Origin of the sequence: Mesorhizobium sp. M6A.T.Cr.TU.014.01.1.1 (assembly GCF_004022765.1) — a bacterium.
GTDB classification, from domain to species: domain Bacteria; phylum Pseudomonadota; class Alphaproteobacteria; order Rhizobiales; family Rhizobiaceae; genus Mesorhizobium; species Mesorhizobium mediterraneum.
Genome location: NZ_RZPG01000009.1, coordinates 42,945 through 63,714 on the forward strand (window position 1 = coordinate 42,945; position 20,770 = coordinate 63,714).

Here is a 20,770-nt window from a genome sequence, read left to right on the forward strand (position 1 = left end):
CGCGGATGACAGGCAGGGCAATCGCTTCAGGTTTGCGCTGCCGCTTGTCTGCCTGCGTTCCAGCGTTGGTGGTTGGCGAAAGCCGAAGCGACATCCAATCTCCCCCCCTGCGGGGGAGATGTCCGGCAGGACAGAGGGGTGGGAAGGATCGCCGACTCTCGATTTGACCCGTTCCCAACCGGAAATCAGCCTGAGGGCGTGGCTGTAATTGGTCGACAGGTCGGAGGGACAGCACCCCCCTCTGCCCTGCCGGGCATCTCCCCCGCAAGGGGGGAGATCGGCAGCTTCGCCGACGGCGCCTACTCTGGAATGTTCAAGGTGCCCCTACAGCGCCACCTTGTAGCCGAGATGGCTGGCGGTGAAGCCGAGGCGCTCGTAGAAAGCGTGCGCCTCCCGTCGGCTCTTGTCCGTGGTGAGTTGAACGAAGGTGCAGTTGCGCGAGCGGCACGCTTCAATCGCCCATTCGATCATCAGCTTGCCGATGCCGCCGGACCGCCGGTGGCGGGCGACGCGAACGCCTTCGATCTGGCCGCGCCAGGCGCCTTTTCTCGAAATGCCTGGAATGAAGCTGAGCTGCAGCGTTCCGACGACTTGCCCGGCTTCGATGGCCACCGCCAGCAGCTGGTTGGGATCGGCATCGATTGCCCTGAAGGCATCGAGGTAGGACGGCGCGAGCGGCGTCGACGGGTCCTCCCGGCTCTCACCGAGCTCATCGTCGGCAAGCAATGCGACAATCGCCGGCAGATCGGGCGCTTGCGCGCGACGGAACTCAATCTCACTCATCGAGGCGATGACATACGGCGCGGGCTTGGCGACGGCAAGAGCGGTCCAGCCATTCGCGGCCGATGGCCCCGGGAGGTCCAGCTTACGCCGCCTGCTGTGCCCAGAGGCGATGGCCAAAACGGCGGAAGAAGCGCGCCAGGAGCCGCTGCTGCCTGGCGCGGGCGAGATCGGCGCCGCGTCTTTCCTGGCGCCAGCGCGGCATGTTGCGATAACAGGCAATGAAACGGGCGGCATCCTCGAGCGCCTCCTCGGCCGACTGCGCCGGGCGGATCGCCGCCAGGAACAAGGCCTCGCCGTGCTTCAGCCGGTCGACCACCGCCTTGCGCTGGTCGTGGCCTAGGCGAGCCTTGCCTATGCCGTCGAGGCGGATGGCCGTGAAGGCGGCCAGCATGGCCGGGCTGTCGCCGGTATAGCCGCAATCGCGGGCGAATTGAGCGGAGAGGGCGTCCATCCTGGTTTCCTCAACTGGCGGCGGTCGCGACGGATGCCCGGACCTGCTGCCCATCCGTGTCGTCCGCGGCGCTATTATCCGTCGGCACGAGTGATATAAGCATAACTCAAAAATTGGCACAAGTTAAACTTTTGCTTGGGTTTGAGTGGAACCGACTCGACTCTTCGGTAAAAACCCATAATGTTGTGAACAAAACAGGAACGGAGGCACTAGGGGCGATGGCATTGCCGGGCAAGGAAGCGACGATCGCCGAGGTCGTCTCGATTGCGGTCGAGTGTATCGATTGCGGCCGCAGCAGATGGTGGAAGCCGGCTGAGCTGAGGCGCTTCGGGATAACCGGGCAGACGCCGCTGGCGTCCCTTTCGGGGCGGCTTCGCTGCTCGGCCTGCCGCGCTGACGGGCTGCCGGGCGCCACGGTCATGATCCAGGCGGCGTTCATCGACGAGCAGGGGCGACGCCGCGCCGAGGCGCGGATGCTCAGCGATCGCGAGGTTCCGCTGGAGAGATCCAGGCGGGCTTGATGGAGTGACGCTCCCTTCTCCCCTTGTGGGAGAAGGTGGCCTCGCGAAGCGAGGTCGGATGAGGGGTGTTGGACGGATCGCCAACGCCTGCCCTTGCTCCGGGGAAGTGATGAGGGCGGACGGATTGCCAATGCCTCATTCCGCCCAGCACCCCTCATCCGGCTCGGCACTGGCGCGCCGATCCACCTTCTCCCACAGGGGGAGAAGGGAGCGCGCCCCGCCGCCCTAATACCCCAGCAGCTCCTTGAGCGGGATGACGCGGAAGACGGCCTTGATCGCGTAGCGGTTGAAGGTCAGCGTCTTCGGCGGATTGTACTGCTCGACGACCAGCTCGGCTGCGGTGCGCTTGACCAGCTTCTTGATGAAGGCCTTGCCGTTGCGCTCGTTCTCCTCGGGGAACATCTCGATCACCACATGGTCGCCGGGCACGGCGTCGCGGCCGCCGCAATAGAGCATCTCGCCGGGCTCGTAGCGCGGCACCATCGAGTCGGAGAGCACATGCAGCGCGAACACTTTGCGCAAATGGGCGATGCCGGGCGGGCGCTGGACATAGCCGGCGACCTCGCCGTTGAAGGTGAAGTCGCCGTCGTCGCCGCCGACCGCAGCGCCCAGAAGCTCGATGTCCATCGGGCCGGCGGGCAGGGGAGCGGCGTCGGTGACGATCTCTGCGTCGGAGACATTGTCGGCGTCGTCGAGGAAGACGACCTCGCCCTTGCCGAGCGCCACTGGGTCGACGCGCAGGAAGGCGGCGGTCTTCAAGAGGTTCTCGGTCTTGGGCAGGTTGCGGCCGGTTTCCCAATTGCCGACGGCGGCGACGTCGGTGTCGTTGTGCTCGGCAATGTGGCGCATCACCAAGCCGCGCTGCTTGCGCGCCTTGCGGATCGCCGCCCCGACCTTGATCGACAATGAGGTTTTCGCCATGGCGCCATCTGAAACATAAGAATCGGTTTCGTCCATGAAAGAATAGCTTGCATAATCTTTTGAGTTATGCTTATGTATGGCCATGCACAAGCCACGTCGCCTCATCTCGCTTTCCCATCCGTCCCGGCTGTCCTCCTCCCCGGCCGGGACGAAGCCCGAGGCTCGTGCCTCGGATCCGGTCGCCCTGCCGTCACCGGCGGCGACCGGAACGGCCGGAGCCGTTTCCCTCACGGCTCCGGCCACGAATTTCGGCGCGAGCCATGCCGGCGTTTCGTGCATCCGCACCGAGGACGGCACGGTCATCGTCTTCGACCGGCAGACGGGCAGGGCGGTTTCCGCTGCCACCCGCGAGGCGGCCGAGGCGAAGCTCGGCCGCCGGAGGTGACCTTTCTTCTCCCCGTGAACGGGAGAGGGACGCAGCTTCGGCATCTACGCAACCTTTCGATGGATCAACACCATGCCCGCCTATACCGACACAGAATTGCAAAGCATCGCCCGCTGGCTGAAGGACGGATTGTCCGCCGCCAGGATCGCCGACCGGCTGAGCGCGCTGCGCGGCGGCCCGGCGTCGCGCAACGCGATCATCGGCGTCGTCCACCGCAACGCCGACTTGCGCGCCATCGGCTTTGCCAATCCCCAGGGCAGGTCCGGCGGCCGGCCTAGAAAAAACCCGGCAAAGCTTGTCAGGCCGGACAAATCCGCAGAGCCGGCCGGATCGCCTGGGCAAGCAAAGCTGCCTGGGCAAGCAAAGCTACCTGGGCAAGCAAAGCTGGTTAAGCAGAGCGGGCCTGCGAGGCATATGACGCCGGCCAGGCTGGCGCCGCCGGTCTGGTTGCCGCAGCGCCAGTTCGTGCACGAGATCCACGGGCCCGATAGCGAGGCCGTCAAGGTGCCGGCGCCGCACCCCACTGCCGTAGGGCGCCAGCCGCATGTCGCGGCCATGCGCTTCATCGACTGCCTGTTCAACCGCTGCCGCGCGCCGATCGACCTGACGCTGGAGGAAGACCCCGAGAACGACGCGCCCGGCAGCCGGCCGGGACTGGACATGCTGTGCTGCGGCCTGCGCACGCGGCCGCTGAAAAGCTACTGCGCCTATCACGCGGCGCGCTTCTGCGACCACCGCCGCACGGTTCTGGCGGATGCGGCGTGAGCTGATCGCCGAACGGACGGCAATCTGAGTTCCTCGCCCTACGAAGTGAGGAGAGGAACCCAGGTTCTGCGAAGACAGCAAATGAAACGAGGAGCCACCGATGAGCAGGAAGACCGCCCAGAAGGCCAAACCCAAGCCGCCCAAACTAGCCAAGGGCGAGGCCGAGCAGGTGCGCATTCGCAAGGAGGTCGGCCATGATTTCGCGCTGAAGGACGACGCCTTCGGCCGCAAACGGCTCGCAGTCGGCACGCTGGAGGCGAGGCGTGTCTATGAGGTTTCCAACGACGGCCACACCGCGACCGGCGGCATTGTGCGGGTGCGCAATGTCGACCCGCTGACCGGCATCACCTCGCTGTCGCGCCAGCAGCGCGAGGCGGGCATGCGCTACCGCGAGGATTTTCGCGTCTCGGCACAGGACGGCGTCAAGCCGACGGCGCTGACCGAGCGCGTCGATGGCGGGCGCATCGGCGGCGGCGTTGCCGACCGCATCCTGTCCGCCGGCCGCGCCTATGCCGACGCCACCAGGGCGCTTTCGCATTGGGAGGTTTCGGGCGTGGTGCAAAAAGTCTGCTGCCATGGCGAAACGGTGAAGAGCCTGGCCGAACAGAACGCCGAGCCGCGGGATGTTGTGGCGAAGCTGCTCAAGGTCGGGCTGGATTTGTTGGCGGTGCATTACGGGATGATGCTGATGCGGAGGCCGCGTGGGTAGCAGGCAACTGGCGTGATGCCCGCGTCGGTCGACCAAGGCGCCGTTGATCACCGGGGAGCGGCCTGAACTTCGCCGCCCGAGAGGGCGCGGAGTGCGGAGGGCGGCGACGCAGCGAACCTCGATCGGCCCGCGTCCTCCAATTGAAGGGCGCAGGCTTCCCCATGGCCTGTTACGGTGCGCTATTGCTGGTAGATCGCAATGTTAAAGCCGCTGCTAGACCCTCATTTCGCAGACGTCGCGCCGACGTCTTCGGTGCTGACCGGCTATGACGAGGACCATATGCTTACCTATATCCGGTTGCTCGATGCTTCGGCGGACGGAGCCGATTGGCGTGAGGTCGCCCACACCGTTCTGCATATTGATCCAAACCAGGAGCCAGAGAGGGCATTCCGGGCTTGGGCGACGCATCTGGCGCGTGCCCGCTGGATAACTCGGAATGCGGCTTCGCGCCAATCAGCACGATAGCGGCGCGAATGACGCCCTGACATTTTCCATGGAACTGCCGTGCCGGTCTGCCCGTTTAGATAGGAAACCAACATGGGAAAGCGCCCGATGAACTCTTGGCAAATCAACACTTTAGAGGCGTGCTGCCTGCTTGCTGTTCCGGTGTCGCTTATCCTTACGGTTCTGGTGGCGGGTCTCATCCTGGGCTGAATGCCGCGCATCCAGCCGGCTTCCATTTGAAGGCAAATCAGCTCAGCTGTTGCAGAAATCTACCTAGCGCTCCAAACCATACGCAGCACCCGCACAACCTCAGGGCTTTGGCGGAGCGTCTAGCCTTCGCAGTCAAGTTTACACCCGCCTTGAATTTTGGCGGGCCGCATAGTGCTTGGTGAAAACCTCTGCAGACAGGTCGAAGGCGGCGCGCTCCTTTTTGAGCCGCGCCATGGGCCACTTCCACCACTGGATTTCAAGCAGTGCAGCAATCGTCTCGTCGGAGAACCGGCGCTTGATCACCTTGGCTGGATTGCCGCCGACAAGCGTATATGGCGCAACGTCCCTGGTCACGACGCTGCCGGCCGCAATAACTGCTCCGTCGCCGATGGTCACGCCTGAAAGGATGATCGCGCGGGCTCCGATCCAGACGTCATTGCCGACGAGGATCGGGCCTTTCGAAACAAGGTACTCCAGGTTCTTTTTTTGCCGGAAAATCCGCGACTGAAAAGGAAAAGTTGAAGCCGTATCCGTTGGGTGATCAGTCTGGCACAGAAAGAGTGTCCCGGGCCCGATAGAGCAAAATGCGCCTATCTCGACTGGCGATTCCGCCGTGCAATTGAGGAATGTCCTGCCGTGGACACCATAGGTTTCGCGTCCGATTTTCGCGTGGCGCGGGATCGCTGCGGGATCGTCTTTCAGTCCCAGCCAAATCCGCAGTTTCTTGAAGGCCATCCCGGTTTATCGCCTGGATTCGGTGAGCCTGCAATCGACACCACCGTGTTGATCCGCGCGACTGCCTTAAATGTCATTCCTCAAGCCCCTGCTAAGGGGTGGAGCATTGCTCAAGAGAGGGCATTTCGCAAGCGCTATGGCCGCGCGACGGATCGGGCACCCCGCTAGAGCGAGGATTTCCGTATCTGGCAGCAGGACGGCGCCAGGCCGACGGCGCTGACCGAGCGCGTCGAGCACGATCCATCCTTCAATTGTTGAAGCCGATGTGGGGTGCTGAGTGCCCCTAATCCTTGGCGCGCTCCACATACGCGCCATCCGCCGTCATCACCACCACGCGGGTGCCGGCGCTGATATGCGGCGGCACCAGCGTGCGCACGCCGTTGGAGAGCGTTGCCGGCTTGTAAGACGAGGACGCCGTCTGGCCCTTGGTCACCGGCTCGGTCTCGACCACCTCGAAAGTGGCGCGCTGCGGCAGCACCAGCGAGATGGCGATGCCATTATACTGCGAGACCTGCACCGCCATGCCTTCCGTGAGATAGGGCGCCATCTCGCCAACCACGCTTTCCGACACCGCGACCTGGTCGTAGCTTTCCGGGTTCATGAAGTGGAAGCCTTCCCCGTCGCGGTAGAGGAAGGTGTGCTCGCGCTCCTCGACATAGGCGCGCTCGACCTGCTCGGTGGTGCGGTAGCGCTCCGAGACTTTCACCCCATCGGAGATGCGGCGCATGTCGAGCTGGGTCACCGGTGTGCCCTTGCCCGGGTGGATGTTTTCGGCAAAGAGGATCACATAGAGCTTGCCGTCCTTTTCGACGACATTGCCTTTGCGTAGGGAACTGGCGATGACCTTCACGGGCTTTATTCCTAAGAGCGTTGACTGGCCTGGAAGCGCCGACCGGCGCAAATCGGCTGCGGGAGCCGTCCGGTGCGGACTAGCGCATCTTGGCTGCAATCGCCAGTCCTCGATGCAAATCCGCCTGTCATGACCGCCGCCTCGCCCTGGTGGACGTCCGATGTCCACACCGACCGCCGGCCGCGGCTGCTCCTGCGCAATGCCATCACTGCGGCCCTGCGCGACTGGTTTGCCCATCGCGATTTCATCGAGGTCGAGACAGCGGCGCTGCAGGTCTCGCCAGGCAACGAGGCGCATCTGTCGGCCTTCGCCACCGAGGCGATCGGCCCGAACGGGCAGCGCCAGCCGCTCTATTTGCACACATCGCCGGAATTCGCCTGCAAGAAGCTGCTCGCCGCCGGCGAGAAGCGCATCTTCAGCCTGAGTGCCGTCTATCGCAACCGCGAGCGCGGCCCGCTACACCATCCGTCCTTCACCATGCTCGAATGGTACCGGGTTGATGAGACCTATGAGAGCCTGATGGAGGATTGTGCCGGGCTTGTCGCGCTGGCCGCCGAGCGCGCCGGCGCAAAACGCTTCTCCTTTCGCGGCCGCGAGGCCGATCCGTTCGCCGAGCCGGAACGGTTAAGCGTCGCCGAGGCTTTTTCGCGCCATGCCGGCATCGACCTGCTAGCCACGGTCGCCGCCGACGGCAGCACCGATCGCGAAGCGCTGCACGCGGCTCTGGTCCAGGCGGGCTTGCGCACCGCGTCCGACGACAATTGGGCCGATCTGTTCAGCCGGGTGATGGTGGAAAAGATCGAGCCGACGCTGGGGCAGGGGCGCGCCACCATCCTTTACGGCTATCCGATTTCGGAGGCGGCACTCGCCCGGCCGAGCGCGGATGATGCGAGGACCGCCGAGCGCTTCGAGCTCTATTGCTGCGGCGTCGAGCTGGCCAACGCGTTCGGCGAGCTGACCGACGCCGCCGAGCAGCGCCGGCGCTTCACCATCGAGATGGACGAGAAGGAGCGCGTTTATGGTGAACGCTATCCGATCGACGAGGATTTCCTCGCGGCGCTTGATATCATGCCGCAGGCAAGCGGCGCCGCGCTCGGCTTCGACCGGCTGGTGATGCTGGCAACTGGGGCGCTGCGGGTCGAGGATGTGATGTGGACGCCGGTGGCGGAGTGAGAGTCAGCGCCTGTCCGCGCCGGCCTCGATGACTATGTGCTGGCAGACATTATCGAGGTCACGAATGACGTCGTCGTTCCAGAAGCGCAGGATGGTCCAGCCCAGCGCTTCAAGCTTTGCCGTTCTCGCGGCATCCGGCGCCGAGGCCTCGGCCTGGGCATGCTGGGAACCATCTAGTTCGACGATCAGCTTTCTGCCCGGGCAAGCAAAATCGACGATGTAGCCAGCGATGGGCATTTGGCGCCGAAACGCCAGTCCCATGAGGCGATGCGCTCTGATCTCGTTCCAGAGTTTCAGTTCGGCATCCGTCATGACTTTACGCATCTTGCGCGCATTGCGGCGGTTGATTGGCGGCACAGGATAGTGGCTCATCGCCGCCGACCCCCCTTCTGCCCTGCCGGGCATCTCCCCCTCAAGGGGGGAGATTACGCCTTCGCATCGCTCCGGCCTCAATCGCGGATGTTGAAGGACGAGGTGCGGCGTTGCGGTCAGCCGATCTCCCCCCTTGAGGGGGAGATGCCCGGCAGGGCAGAGGGGGGTGCTTCGCTCCATCCTCTCCTACCGCCCCATCAGCAAATTCACGATGAGCTGCTGCAGATTGCCGCGCGGGGCGAATTCTACCCGGTCGAAATCGCGGCTTGCCTGCCGCTGCGCCTGGGAGAGTTCGGCAAGCCGCCGGGTCATTTCGGTCCTGATCTTTTTGCAGCCGGGATCGTCGGGGACGGACAGGCCGATGGTGGCCGTCTCGATCTTGCGGACCATGTCGACGATGATGTCGCCATGCACCTTTTCGTGGGCGGCGAGGCCAGCGGCAAAAACGTCCCAGCTCTTCTGCACGGCGGCCGGCACCGGCCCGGACGTTTTGGGCAAGGTGTAGGTTATGATGAGCTTCGGCCGCGCCGATACCAGCACGCAGGCATTGCCTTGTCGCTGATAATCCCTGACCCAGGTCAGCTTGAAATTGGTGTAGGCCATGGCACGGACCTTGCCTTTGCCGATCATCGGCCCCCGCTCGCCCATCGAGGCATGGAGCTGGGGACCGGTCTGTCCTGAAACGGCGTAGGTCTCGACCGTCTCAATCGGCTTCCATCCCGCCTGCGCCGGCGATGCCAACAAACAGGCCAGGAGCAGAGACGTCAGAACGGCTGTTTTCATGCGAATCCCCCGGGGCGATGCCTTTGGTGCGCTTGATCATCAACGCGTGGCCGGAATGCGGTCAAGGCGCCCTTGCCCTAAACCTCGGCGTCCGCATTGCGCGTCGAATGAACCAATCAACGGCGATGTGCCGCAAACTCAATCCGCTTGGCGGGCTCGTTTTGAAATCTTCTCGCTCATTTAATTCTATAAACTCAGTAGAGTTACTACACACAAGCCGTTTTGCGAGGAGACCGAAATGCCGAAGAAACTGGTGGTGGGGCTGTCGGGCAACCTGACCCGTCCGTCGAAGACCAAGGCATTCATCAGCCACATCGTCGCGGAAGTGTCGAGCAGCACCGGTGCAGCCTCGACCGTTTTCGACATCGAGGATCTCGGCCAATCCTTCCCGCTGGCAAGGCGCATCGGCGATCTGGATCCGCTGGCCAGGAGCATCGTCGAGCGATTGCTGGGCGCCGATGTCCTGGTGGTTGGCTCGCCGACTTTCAAAGGCAGCTACACCGGGCTTTTCAAGCATTTCTTCGACCTGCTCGACCCGTCGTCCCTGAGGGGAAAACCGGTCATCCTCGCTGCAACTGGCGGCGGCGATCGTCATTCGCTGGTTGTCGAACATCAGCTGCGGCCGCTGTTCGGTTTCTTCGAGGCACTGACCCTGCCGACCGCGATCTACGCCTCCGACAAGGACTTCGCCGACGGCGTGCTGGTCTCCGAAGCCATCCATTCTCGCGTCAGGCAAGCGGTCGCCGAAGCATACCGGGTGGCCGGAACGCCACGCAGCGTCGGTCTTGCCGCCTGAACGCCGGTCAGCCGATTCCCTTTCCGCACAGCACAGAAGGAACCCGCAATGACCAGACCCAGCAAGTCCAGACAGATCAAGCTTGGTGCCTTCCTGCCCGGTGGCGGACAGCATATCGCAGCCTGGCGCCATCCTGAGGCGCCGGCCGACGGCGCGACGAATTTCGAGTTCCACAGGCAGCTCGCGCTGACCGCCGAACGCGGCCTGTTCGACGCCTATTTCCTCGCCGACAATCTGACCGTTGGCCTCGGCGCCCGCGAAGGCGGCAATGCCAAGATCGCCGGGTTCGAGCCGGTGACGCTGTTCGCCGCATTGGCGCCGCTCACCACGCATCTGGGCTTCATCGCCACCGCCTCCACCACCTATGAGGAGCCTTATACGCTCGCCCGCAAGTTCGCGTCGCTCGATCTTCTGTCGAATGGCCGGGCCGGCTGGAACGTCGTGACCTCGGCAGGCGACGACACCGCGCGCAATTTCAACCGCGACGTCCAGCCGAACCACGCCGAACGCTATGCCCGCGCGCATGAGCATGTCGAGACGGTCAAGGCGCTGTGGGACAGCTGGGAAGACGACGCCTTCATCCGCGACAAGAAGTCGGGCCGCTTCTACGACAAGGACAAGCTTCACGACATCGACCACAAGGGCCAGCATTTCAGCGTCAAAGGCCCGCTCAATGTGCCGCGCCCGGTGCAAGGGCACCCGGTGGTGGTGCAGGCCGGGCAGTCGGAGGACGGCCGCAAGCTCGCCGCCCAATCGGCTGAGGTCATCTTCACGGCCCATCAGAATCTGGCCTCGGCGCAAGAGTTCTATCGCGACATCAAAGCACGCGTGAAGGCGGCCGGCCGCGATCCCGGACAGGTGCTGATCATGCCGGGCGTGGCACCGTTCGTCGGTCGCACCGAAGACGAAGCCCGCGCCAAGTACCAGCGGCTGAACGACCTGATCCTGCCCGAGGACGGCGTGGCCCTGCTCAACGGGCTGGCGGGCCAAACGCTCGACATCAGCGGTTACCCGCTCGACGGACCGCTGCCGCCGAGCAAGGAAACCGAAGGCATGAAGAGCCGCCAGGCGCTGATCCGCCAGATTGCCGACGAGCACAACTTCACCATCCGCCAGCTCTACCAGTGGGTGGCAACGGCCCGCGGCCACTACACCGTTATCGGCAGCGCGGTGCAGGTCGCCGATCAGCTGGAGGAATGGTTCGGCAACGAGGCTGCCGACGGCTTCAATATCCTGCCGCCATGGCTGCCTGGCGCGCTCGACGACTTTGTCGACCTGGTGATCCCCGAGCTGCAGCGCCGCGGCCTGTTCCGCACCGCCTATGAAGGCAGGACGCTGCGCGAGAATCTCGGCCTCAGGCGGCCGGAAAACCCCTGGACCGCAGCCCGCTCGAAGGTGCTGGCCGCCGAATAAATTCTTTTAAGCAAAGGGCAAGACGATGAGTTTGCAACACATCGAGCAGCCGGTCACGATCGCTGCACATGACGGCAGAACCAGCGTTGGCGCCGATTTCCCGCGCCTGGCCAACCGGACTGTCGCACGATTCCTGTCCCGTTACGGCATCCTGATCGCCTTTCTCGCGATCTGGCAGGTCTCGAGCAGCGCGGGATGGGTCAACGCCGCTGTGCTGCCGCCGATCGACACGATCGTCACCGCATTGTGGAACGGTCTGGCCGGCGGCACCTTGCTTGGCGACATCGCCATCAGCCTGCAGCGCGCCGGCCTCGCCTTCGCGGCGGCCGTGGCGGTCGCTATCCCGCTCGGCCTGTTCATGGGCCAGGTGCGTGCCGTCGAAACCGCGCTTGATCCGATCCTGCAGGTTTTCCGGCAGACCTCGGCGCTGGCGCTCTACCCGGTGTTCATCCTGCTGCTCGGGCTGGGGGAGGCATCAAAGGTCTTCGTCATCTTCTGGGCGACGCTGTTTCCGCTGCTGCTCAACACCATCAGCGGCGTCAAGCAAGTCGATCCGAAACTGCTCGAGATGGCCCGGGTCTATGGCGCCACGCGGCTCACCGTGTTTCGCCGTGTCGTGCTTCCAGGGGCTGTCCCGTCGATCTTCGTGGGCTTAAGGCTGAGTGCGACCACGGCACTCTTGTTGCTGATCGCCTCCGAAATGATCGGCGCCAACAAGGGCATCGGCTTCCAGGTGATGAACGCGCAGTACAACTTCCAGATCCCGCTGATGTTTGCGGCGATCGTCATCCTCGCCGGGCTTGGCCTGATCGCCAACCAGGCCCTGGTCAGCCTGCAGCGGCGGCTCTGCCGCTGGAGCGATCCCATCGACTGACCAGCTCTCACCATCTCTCCAACAGGCCATCCTCTCCAACAGGCCAACCTCTCCAACAAGAAAGACCGGACCATGCCAATCACTCGCCGTTCCCTGCTTGCCGGCGCTCCCTTTGCCGCCGGCATCATCGCCGCCGGCCTGCCTCGCTTTGCCGCTGCGCGAGCCGCGCCGGTCACGTTGCGCTACCTTGCCAGCCGCGGCAGCATCTCGCCGCATGAGCTGGCGGACGAGCTCGGCTATTTCAACGATTTCGGCGTCAAGCTGGAGAATGTCGGCTACTCCGGCGGCGGCCCGGAATCGCTGTTCGCGCTCGCCTCCGGCAGCGTCGATCTCGGCTCGGCCGCGACCGCTGCGGTGATCAATTCGATCTCCGGCGGCAACGACTTCGTCGCCGCCTATCCAAGCAACGGCATCAACAGCCAAGTGCGCAGCGTCTTCTACGTGCTGGAAGACAGTCCGATCAAATCGATTGCCGACATCACCGGCAAGACCATTGCGGTCAACACGCTCGGCGCCCATCTCGACTATACCGTGCGCGAGGCGCTGCACGGAGCCGGCCTGCCGCCGGATGCCGCCAACCTCGTCGTGGTGCCCGGGCCGCAGCTTGAACAGACCTTGCGGTCGCGCCAGGTCGATATCGCGGCACTTGGCTATTGGCAGGCGACGTTTGCCGGCGCCCTTGTCGACAATGGCGGCGTGCGCGGCGTGTTCAACGACACCGATGTGCTGGGCGAACTGGCCGGCGGCTTCATCGTCCTGCGGCGCGACTTCATCACGGCGCATCCGGATGGCGCGCGCAATTTCATCGAGCAGTCGGCGCGCGCCGCCGACTGGTCGCGCCAGAACCCGGACGAGGCGCGCAAGGTGCTTGCGGACATCCTCGACAAGCGCGGCGAAAATGGCGCGCTGGCGCGCTACTGGACCGGCTTCGGCCTGCGCGAAGGGGCGAAGGCTGACGATCGCGACATCGACTTCTGGGTCAGCGTGCTCGAACGCGACGGCCGCCTGCCCAAGGGCAAGCTGAAAGCCGCTGACATCCTTTACCGGCGCGGCGAAACGAAGACCAACTGACCGGGAGACGGGTGCCATGGCCAGCAAAAGCGGCGGCGAGGTCACCATACGCGACCTCTCCAAATCCTTCACCCTCAGTGGGCGCCCTCTTGCCGTGCTGAGGGCGCTCAACCTTGATATCCGCTCCGGCGAATGTCTCGTCATCGTCGGCGCCAGCGGCTCGGGCAAGACCACGCTGCTGCGCATTCTTGCCGGGCTGGAAGCCGCCGACAGCGGCGGGGGCGCGATCGACGGCAAGCCGGTCCGTGGCGTCGGCGCCGAGCGCGCGGTCATCTTCCAGGAACCGCGCCTGCTGCCCTGGCTGACAGTGCTCGGCAACGTCGCCTTTGGCCTCGAAGTGCGGGGCGTGCCCAAGGCGGAGGCCGAGGACAAGGCCCGCTTCTATATCGCGCTCGTCGGCCTGGCCGAATTCAGCGATGCCTATCCCCGGCAGCTTTCGGGCGGCATGGCGCAGCGCGTCGGCATCGCCCGGGCCTTGACCGTGCAGCCTGAAATCCTGCTGCTCGACGAGCCGCTGGGCGCGCTCGACGCCATGACCAAGATCGGCATGCAAGAGGAGCTGGCGCGCATCTGGAGCGAGGAGAGCGTCACCATGGTCATGGTCACCCATGACCTGGAGGAAGCGATCTATCTTGCGGACAGGGTGCTGATCCTGCCTAGGGAGAAAGGCGGCACGGCACGGCTGGTCGAGGTTGAGCTGCCGCGCCCCCGCGATCGCAGCGAAAGCCGGTTCGTGCGCTATCGCGAAGAACTGCTGCGTGAGTTTGGCTTGCACTGAGACGAGGGGGTGAAAGGCGCGTCTTGCGCCGCCCTTATTTCTCCGCCGCCACCTTCGAGAACAGCGCGCGCTCGACCGGCGGCTCCAGCGTTTGCGCAAAGGGCGTCGCCATGTGGTGGCGATCGCGGTAGGCCAGCTTGCCGTCGATGAAGACATGGCAGGTTTTGGCGTCGCAGAACCGGTCGGTCATATCGATATAGGTCGCGTTGGGAATGGCGCGCACGATATCGCGCTCCACCGCGGCCACGGCGTCGTTGGCGGCGTCGCTTCGCGGCGCATCACATACCGATGGCGCCTGTCCGCGCCACAGCGCGCGGGCCACGCAGGTGTCGACGAACATGCCGTTGAACGGCACATCGCGGATGAAGGCGACCTTCAGCCCGGCTTGGCTGAAGGCCTCCAGCGTTGAGCGCAGACCGGCCTGCCAGTCCTGATCCTGGGTGTCGGGCACCTTCGCGTCGGGCGACAGTTTGCGCGAGCTCGTCAGCGATATCTCCGAGATCACCACCAGGCTCGGGCGCAGGGCTATGATCTCCTTGATCGATTGCTCGCGCCATTGATCGCACTCGGTGTAGTCGCGCTTCAGCTTCGAGCTCCAGACCGTCAGCCGCGAGGCCCGGCAGGCGGATTTGAGCCAGGTGACGACCTTGTAGTTGTTCTTCTTCGCCGCCTCGATCAGCGGCGTCGACCAGTGGTCGGCATGCGAATCGCCGAACAGCGCGATCGAGTGCTCGGCGTTCTTGGCGCCGAACTCGCAGGCCTTCGGCGTGACGGTCTCGTAGTCGAGAATGCAGCCCACCTTGGCGCGCGCAGTGGAAGGCTGTGCGGCAGTTTCGGCAATGATGCGTTGTGAGGGGTCGAGATCGTGCACGGCAAGGCGCGCATTGGCATAGGTCGCCACCACGCTGGCGCCGGTCAGCATTGCTGCGGGGACAAGCGCGCGCGCCGCATTCGCCATCAGCCAGCCGTTGCGGCGGATCGGGTTCTCGATGAAATTATAGGTGAAGATCGAGAGCGCCAGCGTCAATGCTGCGCAGGCAAGCCGCCCGGGCCAGGAAAGATCGGGAACCATCATCGTCGCATAGACGATGACCGGCCAGTGCCAGAGATAGAGCGAGTAGGAAAGTTTCCCCACCCATTGCAAGGGCGGCAGCGCCAGCATGGCGCTGGGTCCGCTTTGGACATTGCCGGAACCGCTGAGCAGCAGGAGCACGGCGCCGGCCACCGGCACCACCGCCGCGACGCCGGGGAAGGGGGTGTCCTGCTCGCTGAAGGTCAGATAGGCGCCGGTGATCAGCGCCAAGCCAAGCCATGCCAATGCTGCGCCCAGTTGCGGGCGCTCCCGCCAGAATTTTGCCGGCGCCATCGTCGCCAGGCCGCCGGCGGCAAATTCCCAGGCCCTGAGCGGCGAGAAATAGAAGGCCCAGGGCTGTGCCACGGTGGTGAGCCAGGCGCAGACGGCGAACGATACCACGCCGGCGAGGCCGATCACCAGGATCGCCGCGCGCTTGCCCGGGCGCAGCCATGCGGCCAGCAGAAGCAGCCCCGGCCATACGAGATAGAACTGCTCCTCGACCGAGAGCGACCAGAAGTGGATGAAGGGGTTGTTCGCCGCATCGGGGGCGAAATAGTCGAACGCCCAGCGGATCAGCCAGAAATTGATCGCATAGGCCGAGGCGAACATGGCGCCTTTCGAATAGAGTGCCTGTTCGTCCGGCGACAGGATGAAGTAACCTGCGACCAGCGTGACGAGGATCACGAACAGCGAGGCCGGCAGCAGGCGCCGGGCGCGCCTTGCATAGAACCGCCACAGGTTCAGCCTGCCGTCCTCGGCGATTTCCCGCAGCAATTGGCCGGTGATCAGATAGCCGGAGATGACGAAGAAGATGTCGACGCCGGTGAAGCCGCCCGGCAGGTCCGACAGACCGAAATGGAACGCGACGACGCCTGACACCGCCAGCGCACGCAGCCCTTCGATATCAGGCCGAAACGATGCTGACACGGCGATACCTCGCGTAGGTCGTTGAAAAGCCCACCCGTTGCGAAGACTCGACGCGATGCGCGGATATTGCAATGCAACAAATCTAACGCAGTGCAACATAAGTGGAGGTTCGCGGCGTGCTCGTCGGCGTGCGCATCAGCGCCGCCGTCTGCATCCGCCGCGGCGGCCGATTTTTGAGCACAAATAGAATAACTAGCCCGGCTAGCGGGCCTGCGTACCGATCTCAGGCTTTAGAGGAGCCCGGCGCGCGAGCGGCGGGCTCCTCCCCTTGGTCGTCACCGATCACGCATGCGCCGGCGGATGATGACGCGAGTCCCAGACCGCCCAGGCCGATGCCGCAACCACCAGCACGCCGAGGACAATATGGGTCGCCATCGCGTTGGCGTTCGCCATGAAGCCGAGCAGCCAGGGCGAAACGATCAGCCAGAGCCCGACAACAAGATTTACCCACTCTTCCCACTCGGCGAATACCGAAAGCGCCGTGATAGCCAAAGCACCGAGCACAACGCCGGCGATCCAGGCGTTCCACGCAGGATTGGTTTCAGCAGCGAAGCCGAGTACCCAGGGTGAGACGAACAGGCAGACCGCAAGGATCAGGTTGATCCAGTCCTGGGCCTTCTTTCCTTCCATCACATTGTTTGCCATGACAACCTCCACAGATGAAGTTTGACCAAAGCACCACGTCGCGTGCAACGCACGCTTAGTCATTGATATATTGCGCTTTCGACGGCCTTCAAGGAGCGGCCCTGCGCGGCCATGGCGTCGTCATTTCGCACCGCAGCGATGCCGTGTCTGCCATCTGCCTGCGCGGTTCAGAAGCGCCGATTTCCAGAGGCTTCCGCTTGCAAGGTCGAGGAGCCCGCGCAGATCATGGGGCAGGCGGCGTTCTCAGCCGATCACGCCTTCTTCAGGAACTCGGTTTTCAGCACCAGGCCCTTCACCTGCTTGGTATTGCACTCGATCTCGCCCGGATTGCCGGTGAGGCGAATGTTCTTCACCAGCGTGCCGCGCTTGATCGTTTCCGACGTGCCCTTGACCTTCAAATCCTTGATCAGGGTCACGGAATCGCCCTCGTTCAGCTGGGCGCCGTTGCTGTCTTTTACGATCGCGTCTGTCATGTCGGTTCTTTCATGGGGCCGGTCCACGGACTATCCGGCGGATGGCGGCCAGGTCAAGCATGCCGGGCACCCACGTTGCCCATATCAGGTGCTTCGGCTATTGACCGACAGCCAATGCCGGCACAGGTCAAACGGAGCCCGACCATGACAGAGAAGACCATCCTCAAATTCGGCGCGATCAAAAACGGGGAGGCGGGCGATCTCGTGGGCTGGATCGTTGTCGACGGCAACCCGACCATGAAGACTGCCGTCCAGCACACTACCGAGGACGGCAAGGTCATGTCGGGAACATGGCAGGCTACCCCCGGCACCTACCACGCGACCTACAGCGACTATGAATTCGTGCACATGATATCAGGCCGCATCGTCATCACCCCTGATGGCGGCGCGCCCGTCGAAGTCGGTCCCGGCGATGCCTTCGTGGTCGAGGCCGATTTCAAGGGAACGTGGAAGATCATCGAGCCGGTCACGAAGCATTTCGTCGTCAGGATCGGCTGAGGCAGGAGGCGAGCCTGGCAATCCTGTCATGGCCCGACACGCCGCCGCCAAGCCTGTCGATCCCAGGGTCTGTTGATCCCCGGGGCCTGTCGGGCGCCGCAAGTGGCACGGTCGAATAAAAAGATAGAGTCCCATCCATTAGGGATGCATGAGACTCTAGAAATTGAAATAGATCGCCGGCGGATACGGACTGGACACATCCTTGCCGGCCGGCGCCGCCATCGCACCGGACGACGCGGTAATCCCACCGGTGGCCTTATTGTCGAGCACCGGCCGGCTTTTCTCGGCTGTGGCCGCTTTGGCATCGGTGACAACGGCTTTCGTCTTAGCCTCCACGGTTTGCGACAATGCGAGCACGGCGAGCAGTGCAGATAGGGCAAGTTTCATGATGGGTCCCTCTATGGTTAACGTAAGGTTAACCCCAGCCGCCGGCTCGAACACCGCCGCTGTGTGGAAGGGCGTGGAATTCTGTGGAATTCCTGGAATATCGGCTTGTGGAAAAGTGCGGCCCGTGGGGAACGGAGCAGGTGCCGGCGCGTATTAGGCTCGCAGCCGCATCAGGCGGCCGAAGCCCGGAACGGCGCGGCCGAACACGGACATCCAGTCGCGCTTGGCCGCCGATGTCGCGGCCAGCGCCGGTGTGAGATCAATCCTTGAAGCCGGTGGAGTCGAGCAGGGCGACCTGCTTGCCGTCGATGTAAAAGCGTATCACGTGCGCGCCACCGTCGACTTCGATGCGCGTCGGCTCGATGGCCGGCTTAGCCTGCTTGCCATATGTCGCTGCAGCGCGCGAGCCGGCAGCGGCTCGCGACGGTCCGTCCGGCCCGAAGGTCAGCAGCAGCAGTGCGGCGGATCCAGCCGCAATCGCGGTGAAGGAGATTTTGGGAGATGCAGTCCAGGACATCGAATTATTCCTTCCTTGTTGAGGCGGCATCTTGCGCTGGTTGCGAGAACTCGGCTTCGCCGTCGTTCAAATGACTGAGGAAGGGTGTTGGTATTCAAGCCTACATTAGCGTGAGTTCTATACGGTTTTGCCCTTGCCCTCCGCGACCTTAGCGCCGCCTGCCGGGGCGAAAAGGGCAGGCGCGTGGAACGGCATGGATTTCTGCGGATTTCCTGGAATATCGACTTTAGGAGAGGCCCGGCCCGCGATGAATGCGGTGGGAGCAAGTGCTGGCACATGTTAAGCCTTGCGGTGGCATAAAGGGGCAGGTGGGATGGCACAGCATATCGCGCAGAAGTTACGGCTGACTGTGGCCCTGCTGGGAACCATCAGCCGCAAGGACCTTGCGGCGGCGTTCCGGAACGTCAACCCGAACACGGCGTTCGATCTCGGCCGCGCCGACAAATGGCTGCAGGGCCGCGCCCAGCCACGCCAGCTCAGCGTCTACGACGATTGGTCGAAGGTTCTCAAGCTGGAGCAGCCAGGCGCCTGGATCGCCGAGAGCGACCTGCCAGGCTTCACCGCGGCGATCTGCGCCCGCCACGGCATCGAGAGGGCCGAACTGGAACGCCGCGTCGGCGCGCAGTTCGAGGCATCGTCTGGGCATGAGGAGCGAAGCCTCGGATTGGCCCTTGCCGGAACCTATGCGTGCTATTCGCATGCTTTGTCGCCCTATTATCGCGGCCAGTTGATCAGGGGCAGCCTGTCGATTGAGACTGGGCCGGGTGCGCGCGGCCTGACTGCCGCCTATCGAGAGGTGTTGCCGACCGGACAACTGCTGGTCGGCGGTCCGGTGAGCCCGGCAAAACGCGGCCTTTATGCGTTTCTGAAGGAAACCGGCGGCGATGCCCATTTCTTCCTCTGCCTGTTCCCACAGTCGCGGCCGGGAAGCGTGCTTGGCGGCTATATGTGCGGCACCACAATCATCAGCCCGGAGCCGCAGCCATCCTTGACCAGAATCCTGATCGTCCGCTTGCGCGACCCGGCGCCCGAGGCATGGGGCGGATATCTGCCGCCCGACGGGTCGATCGCTAGGGATTTGGCATCGCTAGGCGTGACCGTCGAGCAGCCGGAAGCGGTCGACCGGCAGCTGGCGCAATTCCTCGCCGGAGACAGCGACGGTAGCGCCAGCCAGATCCCGCCGGCCGAATTCCGTGCCATTCTCGACGTGTTCGACCGTCATTGGCTGAGCCATCCCCCGCTAGGTCCGACGACCCCCGCGCCTCACGTCCAGAAATAGCGAACCGTGTGGAAGAAAACCGGGGCGGCGAAGACCAGGCTGTCGGCGCGGTCCATCATGCCCCCATGGCCCTCGATCAGATGGCCCCAGTCCTTCACCCCCTGATCGCGCTTGATGGCGGAGGCGACCAGTCCGCCGAGAAATCCCATCAGGCAGGCGATGAAGGCGACACCCGCTGCCTGGAGCGGCGAGAACGGCGTCAGGAACGACAGCAGCGCGCCGAGCAGGCTCGATGCCACCAGCCCGCCGATCAGGCCCTCCCAAGTCTTCGACGGCGATACCTTGGGCGACATCAGATGCCTGCCGAACAGCTTGCCGAAAATGTATTGCAGCACGTCGCTGCCTTGCACGGCGATGATCAGGAAAGCGATCAGCAGCAAATTGCGACCTTCGAAGCCGGGCACCTCGAGCGTCAGCAGCGCCGGCACGTGGCTGACGCAGTAGACCGAGATCATGACGGCCCATTGCTGCGCCGAGACGCGCTCGAGAAATCGTTCGGTATCGCCGTGGAGCGCGGTGATCGCCGGCATAAGCAGAAAGCAGTAGACCGGGATGAATATGGTGAAGAGGCCGTACCAGGCGGTCCACACCAGCCAATACTGGAACGGGATGATGATGCCGAACATGCCGAGCAGCACCCAGTGGTCGCTGCGGCGGGTGTGCGTCAAAGTCACGAATTCGCGCAGCGCCGCAAACGAGATCAGCGCGAACAGGATGGTCATGCCGTGGCGACCGAAGAAGAAGGCGACGGTGATCGCCAGGACCATCACCCACCAGGCATTGATGCGCTGGTTGAGGTTGATCAGCGTCGAGGGCAGCGGCTTCGGCGCGCGCCACGACAGAATGCCGGCGACCAGGCTCGCCGTTATCAGCACCGCAGTGAGTCCGACAATCAGAATGAGGATCTCGCGCATTGGCATGTTGTCTGGTCGTCT

At 63.9% G+C, this 20,770-nt stretch carries 26 protein-coding genes; 13 read left to right on the plus strand and 13 right to left on the minus strand.

Annotated features, from left to right (window positions below; translation table 11 throughout):
• Positions 1-324: 324 nt before the first annotated feature.
• Both EN885_RS12020 and EN885_RS12025 read right to left on the minus strand, forming a co-directional pair.
• Complete coding sequence (locus EN885_RS12020; protein WP_128243109.1) at positions 325-783, minus strand: GNAT family N-acetyltransferase; 459 nt, start codon at positions 781-783, stop codon at positions 325-327.
• 82 nt (positions 784-865) lie between these two features.
• Positions 866-1,234: a hypothetical protein gene (locus tag EN885_RS12025; protein ID WP_128243108.1), complete on the minus strand. Its 369-nt coding sequence runs from the start codon at positions 1,232-1,234 to the stop codon at positions 866-868.
• Between the two features lie 218 nt (positions 1,235-1,452).
• Between EN885_RS12025 and EN885_RS12030 the strand changes: the two genes are divergently transcribed.
• Positions 1,453-1,755 carry a hypothetical protein gene (locus EN885_RS12030; protein WP_128243107.1) on the plus strand — a complete coding sequence of 101 codons (303 nt, stop codon included), beginning with the start codon at positions 1,453-1,455 and terminating at the stop codon, positions 1,753-1,755.
• 225 nt (positions 1,756-1,980) lie between these two features.
• Here the strand turns inward: EN885_RS12030 and EN885_RS12035 are convergent, their stop codons facing one another.
• On the minus strand, positions 1,981-2,676 hold the full coding sequence (locus EN885_RS12035) for a helix-turn-helix transcriptional regulator (RefSeq protein ID WP_164547156.1): 696 nt from the start codon (positions 2,674-2,676) through the stop codon (positions 1,981-1,983).
• Positions 2,677-2,752: 76 nt separating this feature from the next.
• Between EN885_RS12035 and EN885_RS12040 the strand changes: the two genes are divergently transcribed.
• From EN885_RS12040 to EN885_RS34190, 4 genes are all read left to right on the plus strand, one after another.
• Entirely contained in the window at positions 2,753-3,061 is a 309-nt protein-coding gene (locus EN885_RS12040; RefSeq protein WP_245493067.1) for a hypothetical protein, read from the plus strand.
• A 72-nt stretch (positions 3,062-3,133) separates the two neighbouring features.
• Positions 3,134-3,826: a GcrA cell cycle regulator gene (locus EN885_RS12045; protein ID WP_128243105.1), complete on the plus strand. Its 693-nt coding sequence runs from the start codon at positions 3,134-3,136 to the stop codon at positions 3,824-3,826.
• 100 nt (positions 3,827-3,926) lie between these two features.
• Positions 3,927-4,535 (plus strand): DUF6456 domain-containing protein, encoded by a 609-nt coding sequence (locus EN885_RS12050; RefSeq protein WP_128243104.1) that lies wholly within the window; start codon positions 3,927-3,929, stop codon positions 4,533-4,535.
• 198 nt (positions 4,536-4,733) lie between these two features.
• On the plus strand, positions 4,734-5,000 hold the full coding sequence (locus tag EN885_RS34190) for a DUF2285 domain-containing protein (RefSeq protein ID WP_126105658.1): 267 nt from the start codon (positions 4,734-4,736) through the stop codon (positions 4,998-5,000).
• A 327-nt stretch (positions 5,001-5,327) separates the two neighbouring features.
• Here EN885_RS34190 and EN885_RS34665 read toward each other — a convergent pair whose 3' ends face one another.
• Both EN885_RS34665 and efp read right to left on the minus strand, forming a co-directional pair.
• Positions 5,328-5,924 carry a CatB-related O-acetyltransferase gene (locus tag EN885_RS34665; protein WP_128243103.1) on the minus strand — a complete coding sequence of 199 codons (597 nt, stop codon included), beginning with the start codon at positions 5,922-5,924 and terminating at the stop codon, positions 5,328-5,330.
• A gap of 283 nt (positions 5,925-6,207) precedes the next feature.
• Entirely contained in the window at positions 6,208-6,774 is a 567-nt protein-coding gene (gene efp, locus EN885_RS12065) for an elongation factor P (protein WP_095482799.1), read from the minus strand.
• A gap of 129 nt (positions 6,775-6,903) precedes the next feature.
• Here efp and epmA point away from each other — a divergent pair, with 129 nt between their 5' ends.
• The gene (gene epmA, locus EN885_RS12070; RefSeq protein ID WP_128243102.1) at positions 6,904-7,947 is read left to right on the plus strand and encodes an EF-P lysine aminoacylase EpmA; all 1,044 of its coding nucleotides are present in this window, start codon (positions 6,904-6,906) and stop codon (positions 7,945-7,947) included.
• A 3-nt stretch (positions 7,948-7,950) separates the two neighbouring features.
• On the opposite strand, the gene EN885_RS12075 is transcribed toward epmA, so the two are convergent.
• On the minus strand, positions 7,951-8,319 hold the full coding sequence (locus EN885_RS12075) for a DUF559 domain-containing protein (protein ID WP_128243101.1): 369 nt from the start codon (positions 8,317-8,319) through the stop codon (positions 7,951-7,953).
• 186 nt (positions 8,320-8,505) lie between these two features.
• Positions 8,506-9,102 (minus strand): DUF922 domain-containing protein, encoded by a 597-nt coding sequence (locus EN885_RS12085; RefSeq protein ID WP_128243100.1) that lies wholly within the window; start codon positions 9,100-9,102, stop codon positions 8,506-8,508.
• Positions 9,103-9,340: 238 nt separating this feature from the next.
• Here EN885_RS12085 and msuE point away from each other — a divergent pair, with 238 nt between their 5' ends.
• The 5 genes from msuE (at position 9,341) to EN885_RS12110 (ending at position 14,034) form a co-directional block, all read left to right on the plus strand.
• On the plus strand, positions 9,341-9,898 hold the full coding sequence (msuE, locus tag EN885_RS12090) for an FMN reductase (protein WP_128243099.1): 558 nt from the start codon (positions 9,341-9,343) through the stop codon (positions 9,896-9,898).
• 48 nt (positions 9,899-9,946) lie between these two features.
• Entirely contained in the window at positions 9,947-11,311 is a 1,365-nt protein-coding gene (locus tag EN885_RS12095) for an LLM class flavin-dependent oxidoreductase (protein ID WP_128243098.1), read from the plus strand.
• 25 nt (positions 11,312-11,336) lie between these two features.
• Positions 11,337-12,185 carry an ABC transporter permease gene (locus EN885_RS12100; RefSeq protein ID WP_128243097.1) on the plus strand — a complete coding sequence of 283 codons (849 nt, stop codon included), beginning with the start codon at positions 11,337-11,339 and terminating at the stop codon, positions 12,183-12,185.
• Positions 12,186-12,257: 72 nt separating this feature from the next.
• Entirely contained in the window at positions 12,258-13,256 is a 999-nt protein-coding gene (locus EN885_RS12105) for an ABC transporter substrate-binding protein (protein WP_128243096.1), read from the plus strand.
• A 16-nt stretch (positions 13,257-13,272) separates the two neighbouring features.
• Entirely contained in the window at positions 13,273-14,034 is a 762-nt protein-coding gene (locus EN885_RS12110; protein WP_128335181.1) for an ABC transporter ATP-binding protein, read from the plus strand.
• A gap of 34 nt (positions 14,035-14,068) precedes the next feature.
• On the opposite strand, the gene EN885_RS12115 is transcribed toward EN885_RS12110, so the two are convergent.
• The 3 genes from EN885_RS12115 to EN885_RS12125 form a co-directional block, all read right to left on the minus strand.
• Positions 14,069-16,036 (minus strand): acyltransferase family protein, encoded by a 1,968-nt coding sequence (locus EN885_RS12115; RefSeq protein WP_128243094.1) that lies wholly within the window; start codon positions 16,034-16,036, stop codon positions 14,069-14,071.
• Between the two features lie 282 nt (positions 16,037-16,318).
• Positions 16,319-16,681 (minus strand): SPW repeat protein, encoded by a 363-nt coding sequence (locus tag EN885_RS12120; RefSeq protein ID WP_095482788.1) that lies wholly within the window; start codon positions 16,679-16,681, stop codon positions 16,319-16,321.
• Between the two features lie 251 nt (positions 16,682-16,932).
• The gene (locus EN885_RS12125; RefSeq protein WP_095482787.1) at positions 16,933-17,154 is read right to left on the minus strand and encodes an alkylphosphonate utilization protein; all 222 of its coding nucleotides are present in this window, start codon (positions 17,152-17,154) and stop codon (positions 16,933-16,935) included.
• Positions 17,155-17,298: 144 nt separating this feature from the next.
• Here EN885_RS12125 and EN885_RS12130 point away from each other — a divergent pair, with 144 nt between their 5' ends.
• On the plus strand, positions 17,299-17,652 hold the full coding sequence (locus EN885_RS12130) for a cupin domain-containing protein (RefSeq protein ID WP_128243093.1): 354 nt from the start codon (positions 17,299-17,301) through the stop codon (positions 17,650-17,652).
• Between the two features lie 156 nt (positions 17,653-17,808).
• Here EN885_RS12130 and EN885_RS12135 read toward each other — a convergent pair whose 3' ends face one another.
• Positions 17,809-18,039, minus strand: a complete 231-nt coding sequence (locus tag EN885_RS12135; RefSeq protein ID WP_128243092.1) for a hypothetical protein — start codon at positions 18,037-18,039, stop codon at positions 17,809-17,811.
• Between the two features lie 259 nt (positions 18,040-18,298).
• The gene (locus EN885_RS12140; protein WP_095482785.1) at positions 18,299-18,556 is read right to left on the minus strand and encodes a hypothetical protein; all 258 of its coding nucleotides are present in this window, start codon (positions 18,554-18,556) and stop codon (positions 18,299-18,301) included.
• Positions 18,557-18,869: 313 nt separating this feature from the next.
• Between EN885_RS12140 and EN885_RS12145 the strand changes: the two genes are divergently transcribed.
• Positions 18,870-19,835: a hypothetical protein gene (locus EN885_RS12145; protein WP_128243091.1), complete on the plus strand. Its 966-nt coding sequence runs from the start codon at positions 18,870-18,872 to the stop codon at positions 19,833-19,835.
• Here EN885_RS12145 and EN885_RS12150 read toward each other — a convergent pair.
• Entirely contained in the window at positions 19,820-20,749 is a 930-nt protein-coding gene (locus tag EN885_RS12150; RefSeq protein WP_095482782.1) for a phosphatidate cytidylyltransferase, read from the minus strand. The two genes, EN885_RS12145 and EN885_RS12150, sit on opposite strands and share 16 nt — an antisense overlap.
• Positions 20,750-20,770: the final 21 nt, after the last annotated feature.

Excerpts from the sequence above, each read along its gene's own strand:
- EN885_RS12150 (WP_095482782.1), bottom strand. The coding sequence starts at position 20,749 with ATGCGCGAGATCCTCATTCTGATTGTCGGACTCACTGCGGTGCTGATA.
- EN885_RS12085 (WP_128243100.1), bottom strand. The coding sequence starts at position 9,102 with ATGAAAACAGCCGTTCTGACGTCTCTGCTCCTGGCCTGTTTGTTGGCA.
- EN885_RS12110 (WP_128335181.1), top strand. The coding sequence starts at position 13,273 with ATGGCCAGCAAAAGCGGCGGCGAGGTCACCATACGCGACCTCTCCAAA.
- EN885_RS12120 (WP_095482788.1), bottom strand. The coding sequence starts at position 16,681 with ATGGCAAACAATGTGATGGAAGGAAAGAAGGCCCAGGACTGGATCAAC.
- EN885_RS12040 (WP_245493067.1), top strand. The coding sequence starts at position 2,753 with ATGGCCATGCACAAGCCACGTCGCCTCATCTCGCTTTCCCATCCGTCC.
- EN885_RS12095 (WP_128243098.1), top strand. The coding sequence starts at position 9,947 with ATGACCAGACCCAGCAAGTCCAGACAGATCAAGCTTGGTGCCTTCCTG.
- EN885_RS12035 (WP_164547156.1), bottom strand. The coding sequence starts at position 2,676 with ATGGCGAAAACCTCATTGTCGATCAAGGTCGGGGCGGCGATCCGCAAG.
- EN885_RS12030 (WP_128243107.1), top strand. The coding sequence starts at position 1,453 with ATGGCATTGCCGGGCAAGGAAGCGACGATCGCCGAGGTCGTCTCGATT.
- EN885_RS12045 (WP_128243105.1), top strand. The coding sequence starts at position 3,134 with ATGCCCGCCTATACCGACACAGAATTGCAAAGCATCGCCCGCTGGCTG.
- EN885_RS12130 (WP_128243093.1), top strand. The coding sequence starts at position 17,299 with ATGACAGAGAAGACCATCCTCAAATTCGGCGCGATCAAAAACGGGGAG.
- EN885_RS12135 (WP_128243092.1), bottom strand. The coding sequence starts at position 18,039 with ATGAAACTTGCCCTATCTGCACTGCTCGCCGTGCTCGCATTGTCGCAA.
- EN885_RS34190 (WP_126105658.1), top strand. The coding sequence starts at position 4,734 with ATGTTAAAGCCGCTGCTAGACCCTCATTTCGCAGACGTCGCGCCGACG.
- EN885_RS12125 (WP_095482787.1), bottom strand. The coding sequence starts at position 17,154 with ATGACAGACGCGATCGTAAAAGACAGCAACGGCGCCCAGCTGAACGAG.
- EN885_RS12105 (WP_128243096.1), top strand. The coding sequence starts at position 12,258 with ATGCCAATCACTCGCCGTTCCCTGCTTGCCGGCGCTCCCTTTGCCGCC.
- epmA (WP_128243102.1), top strand. The coding sequence starts at position 6,904 with ATGACCGCCGCCTCGCCCTGGTGGACGTCCGATGTCCACACCGACCGC.
- msuE (WP_128243099.1), top strand. The coding sequence starts at position 9,341 with ATGCCGAAGAAACTGGTGGTGGGGCTGTCGGGCAACCTGACCCGTCCG.
- EN885_RS12020 (WP_128243109.1), bottom strand. The coding sequence starts at position 783 with ATGAGTGAGATTGAGTTCCGTCGCGCGCAAGCGCCCGATCTGCCGGCG.
- EN885_RS12050 (WP_128243104.1), top strand. The coding sequence starts at position 3,927 with ATGAGCAGGAAGACCGCCCAGAAGGCCAAACCCAAGCCGCCCAAACTA.
- EN885_RS12025 (WP_128243108.1), bottom strand. The coding sequence starts at position 1,234 with ATGGACGCCCTCTCCGCTCAATTCGCCCGCGATTGCGGCTATACCGGC.
- EN885_RS12140 (WP_095482785.1), bottom strand. The coding sequence starts at position 18,556 with ATGTCCTGGACTGCATCTCCCAAAATCTCCTTCACCGCGATTGCGGCT.
- EN885_RS12075 (WP_128243101.1), bottom strand. The coding sequence starts at position 8,319 with ATGAGCCACTATCCTGTGCCGCCAATCAACCGCCGCAATGCGCGCAAG.
- EN885_RS12100 (WP_128243097.1), top strand. The coding sequence starts at position 11,337 with ATGAGTTTGCAACACATCGAGCAGCCGGTCACGATCGCTGCACATGAC.
- EN885_RS34665 (WP_128243103.1), bottom strand. The coding sequence starts at position 5,924 with ATGGCCTTCAAGAAACTGCGGATTTGGCTGGGACTGAAAGACGATCCC.
- EN885_RS12145 (WP_128243091.1), top strand. The coding sequence starts at position 18,870 with ATGGCACAGCATATCGCGCAGAAGTTACGGCTGACTGTGGCCCTGCTG.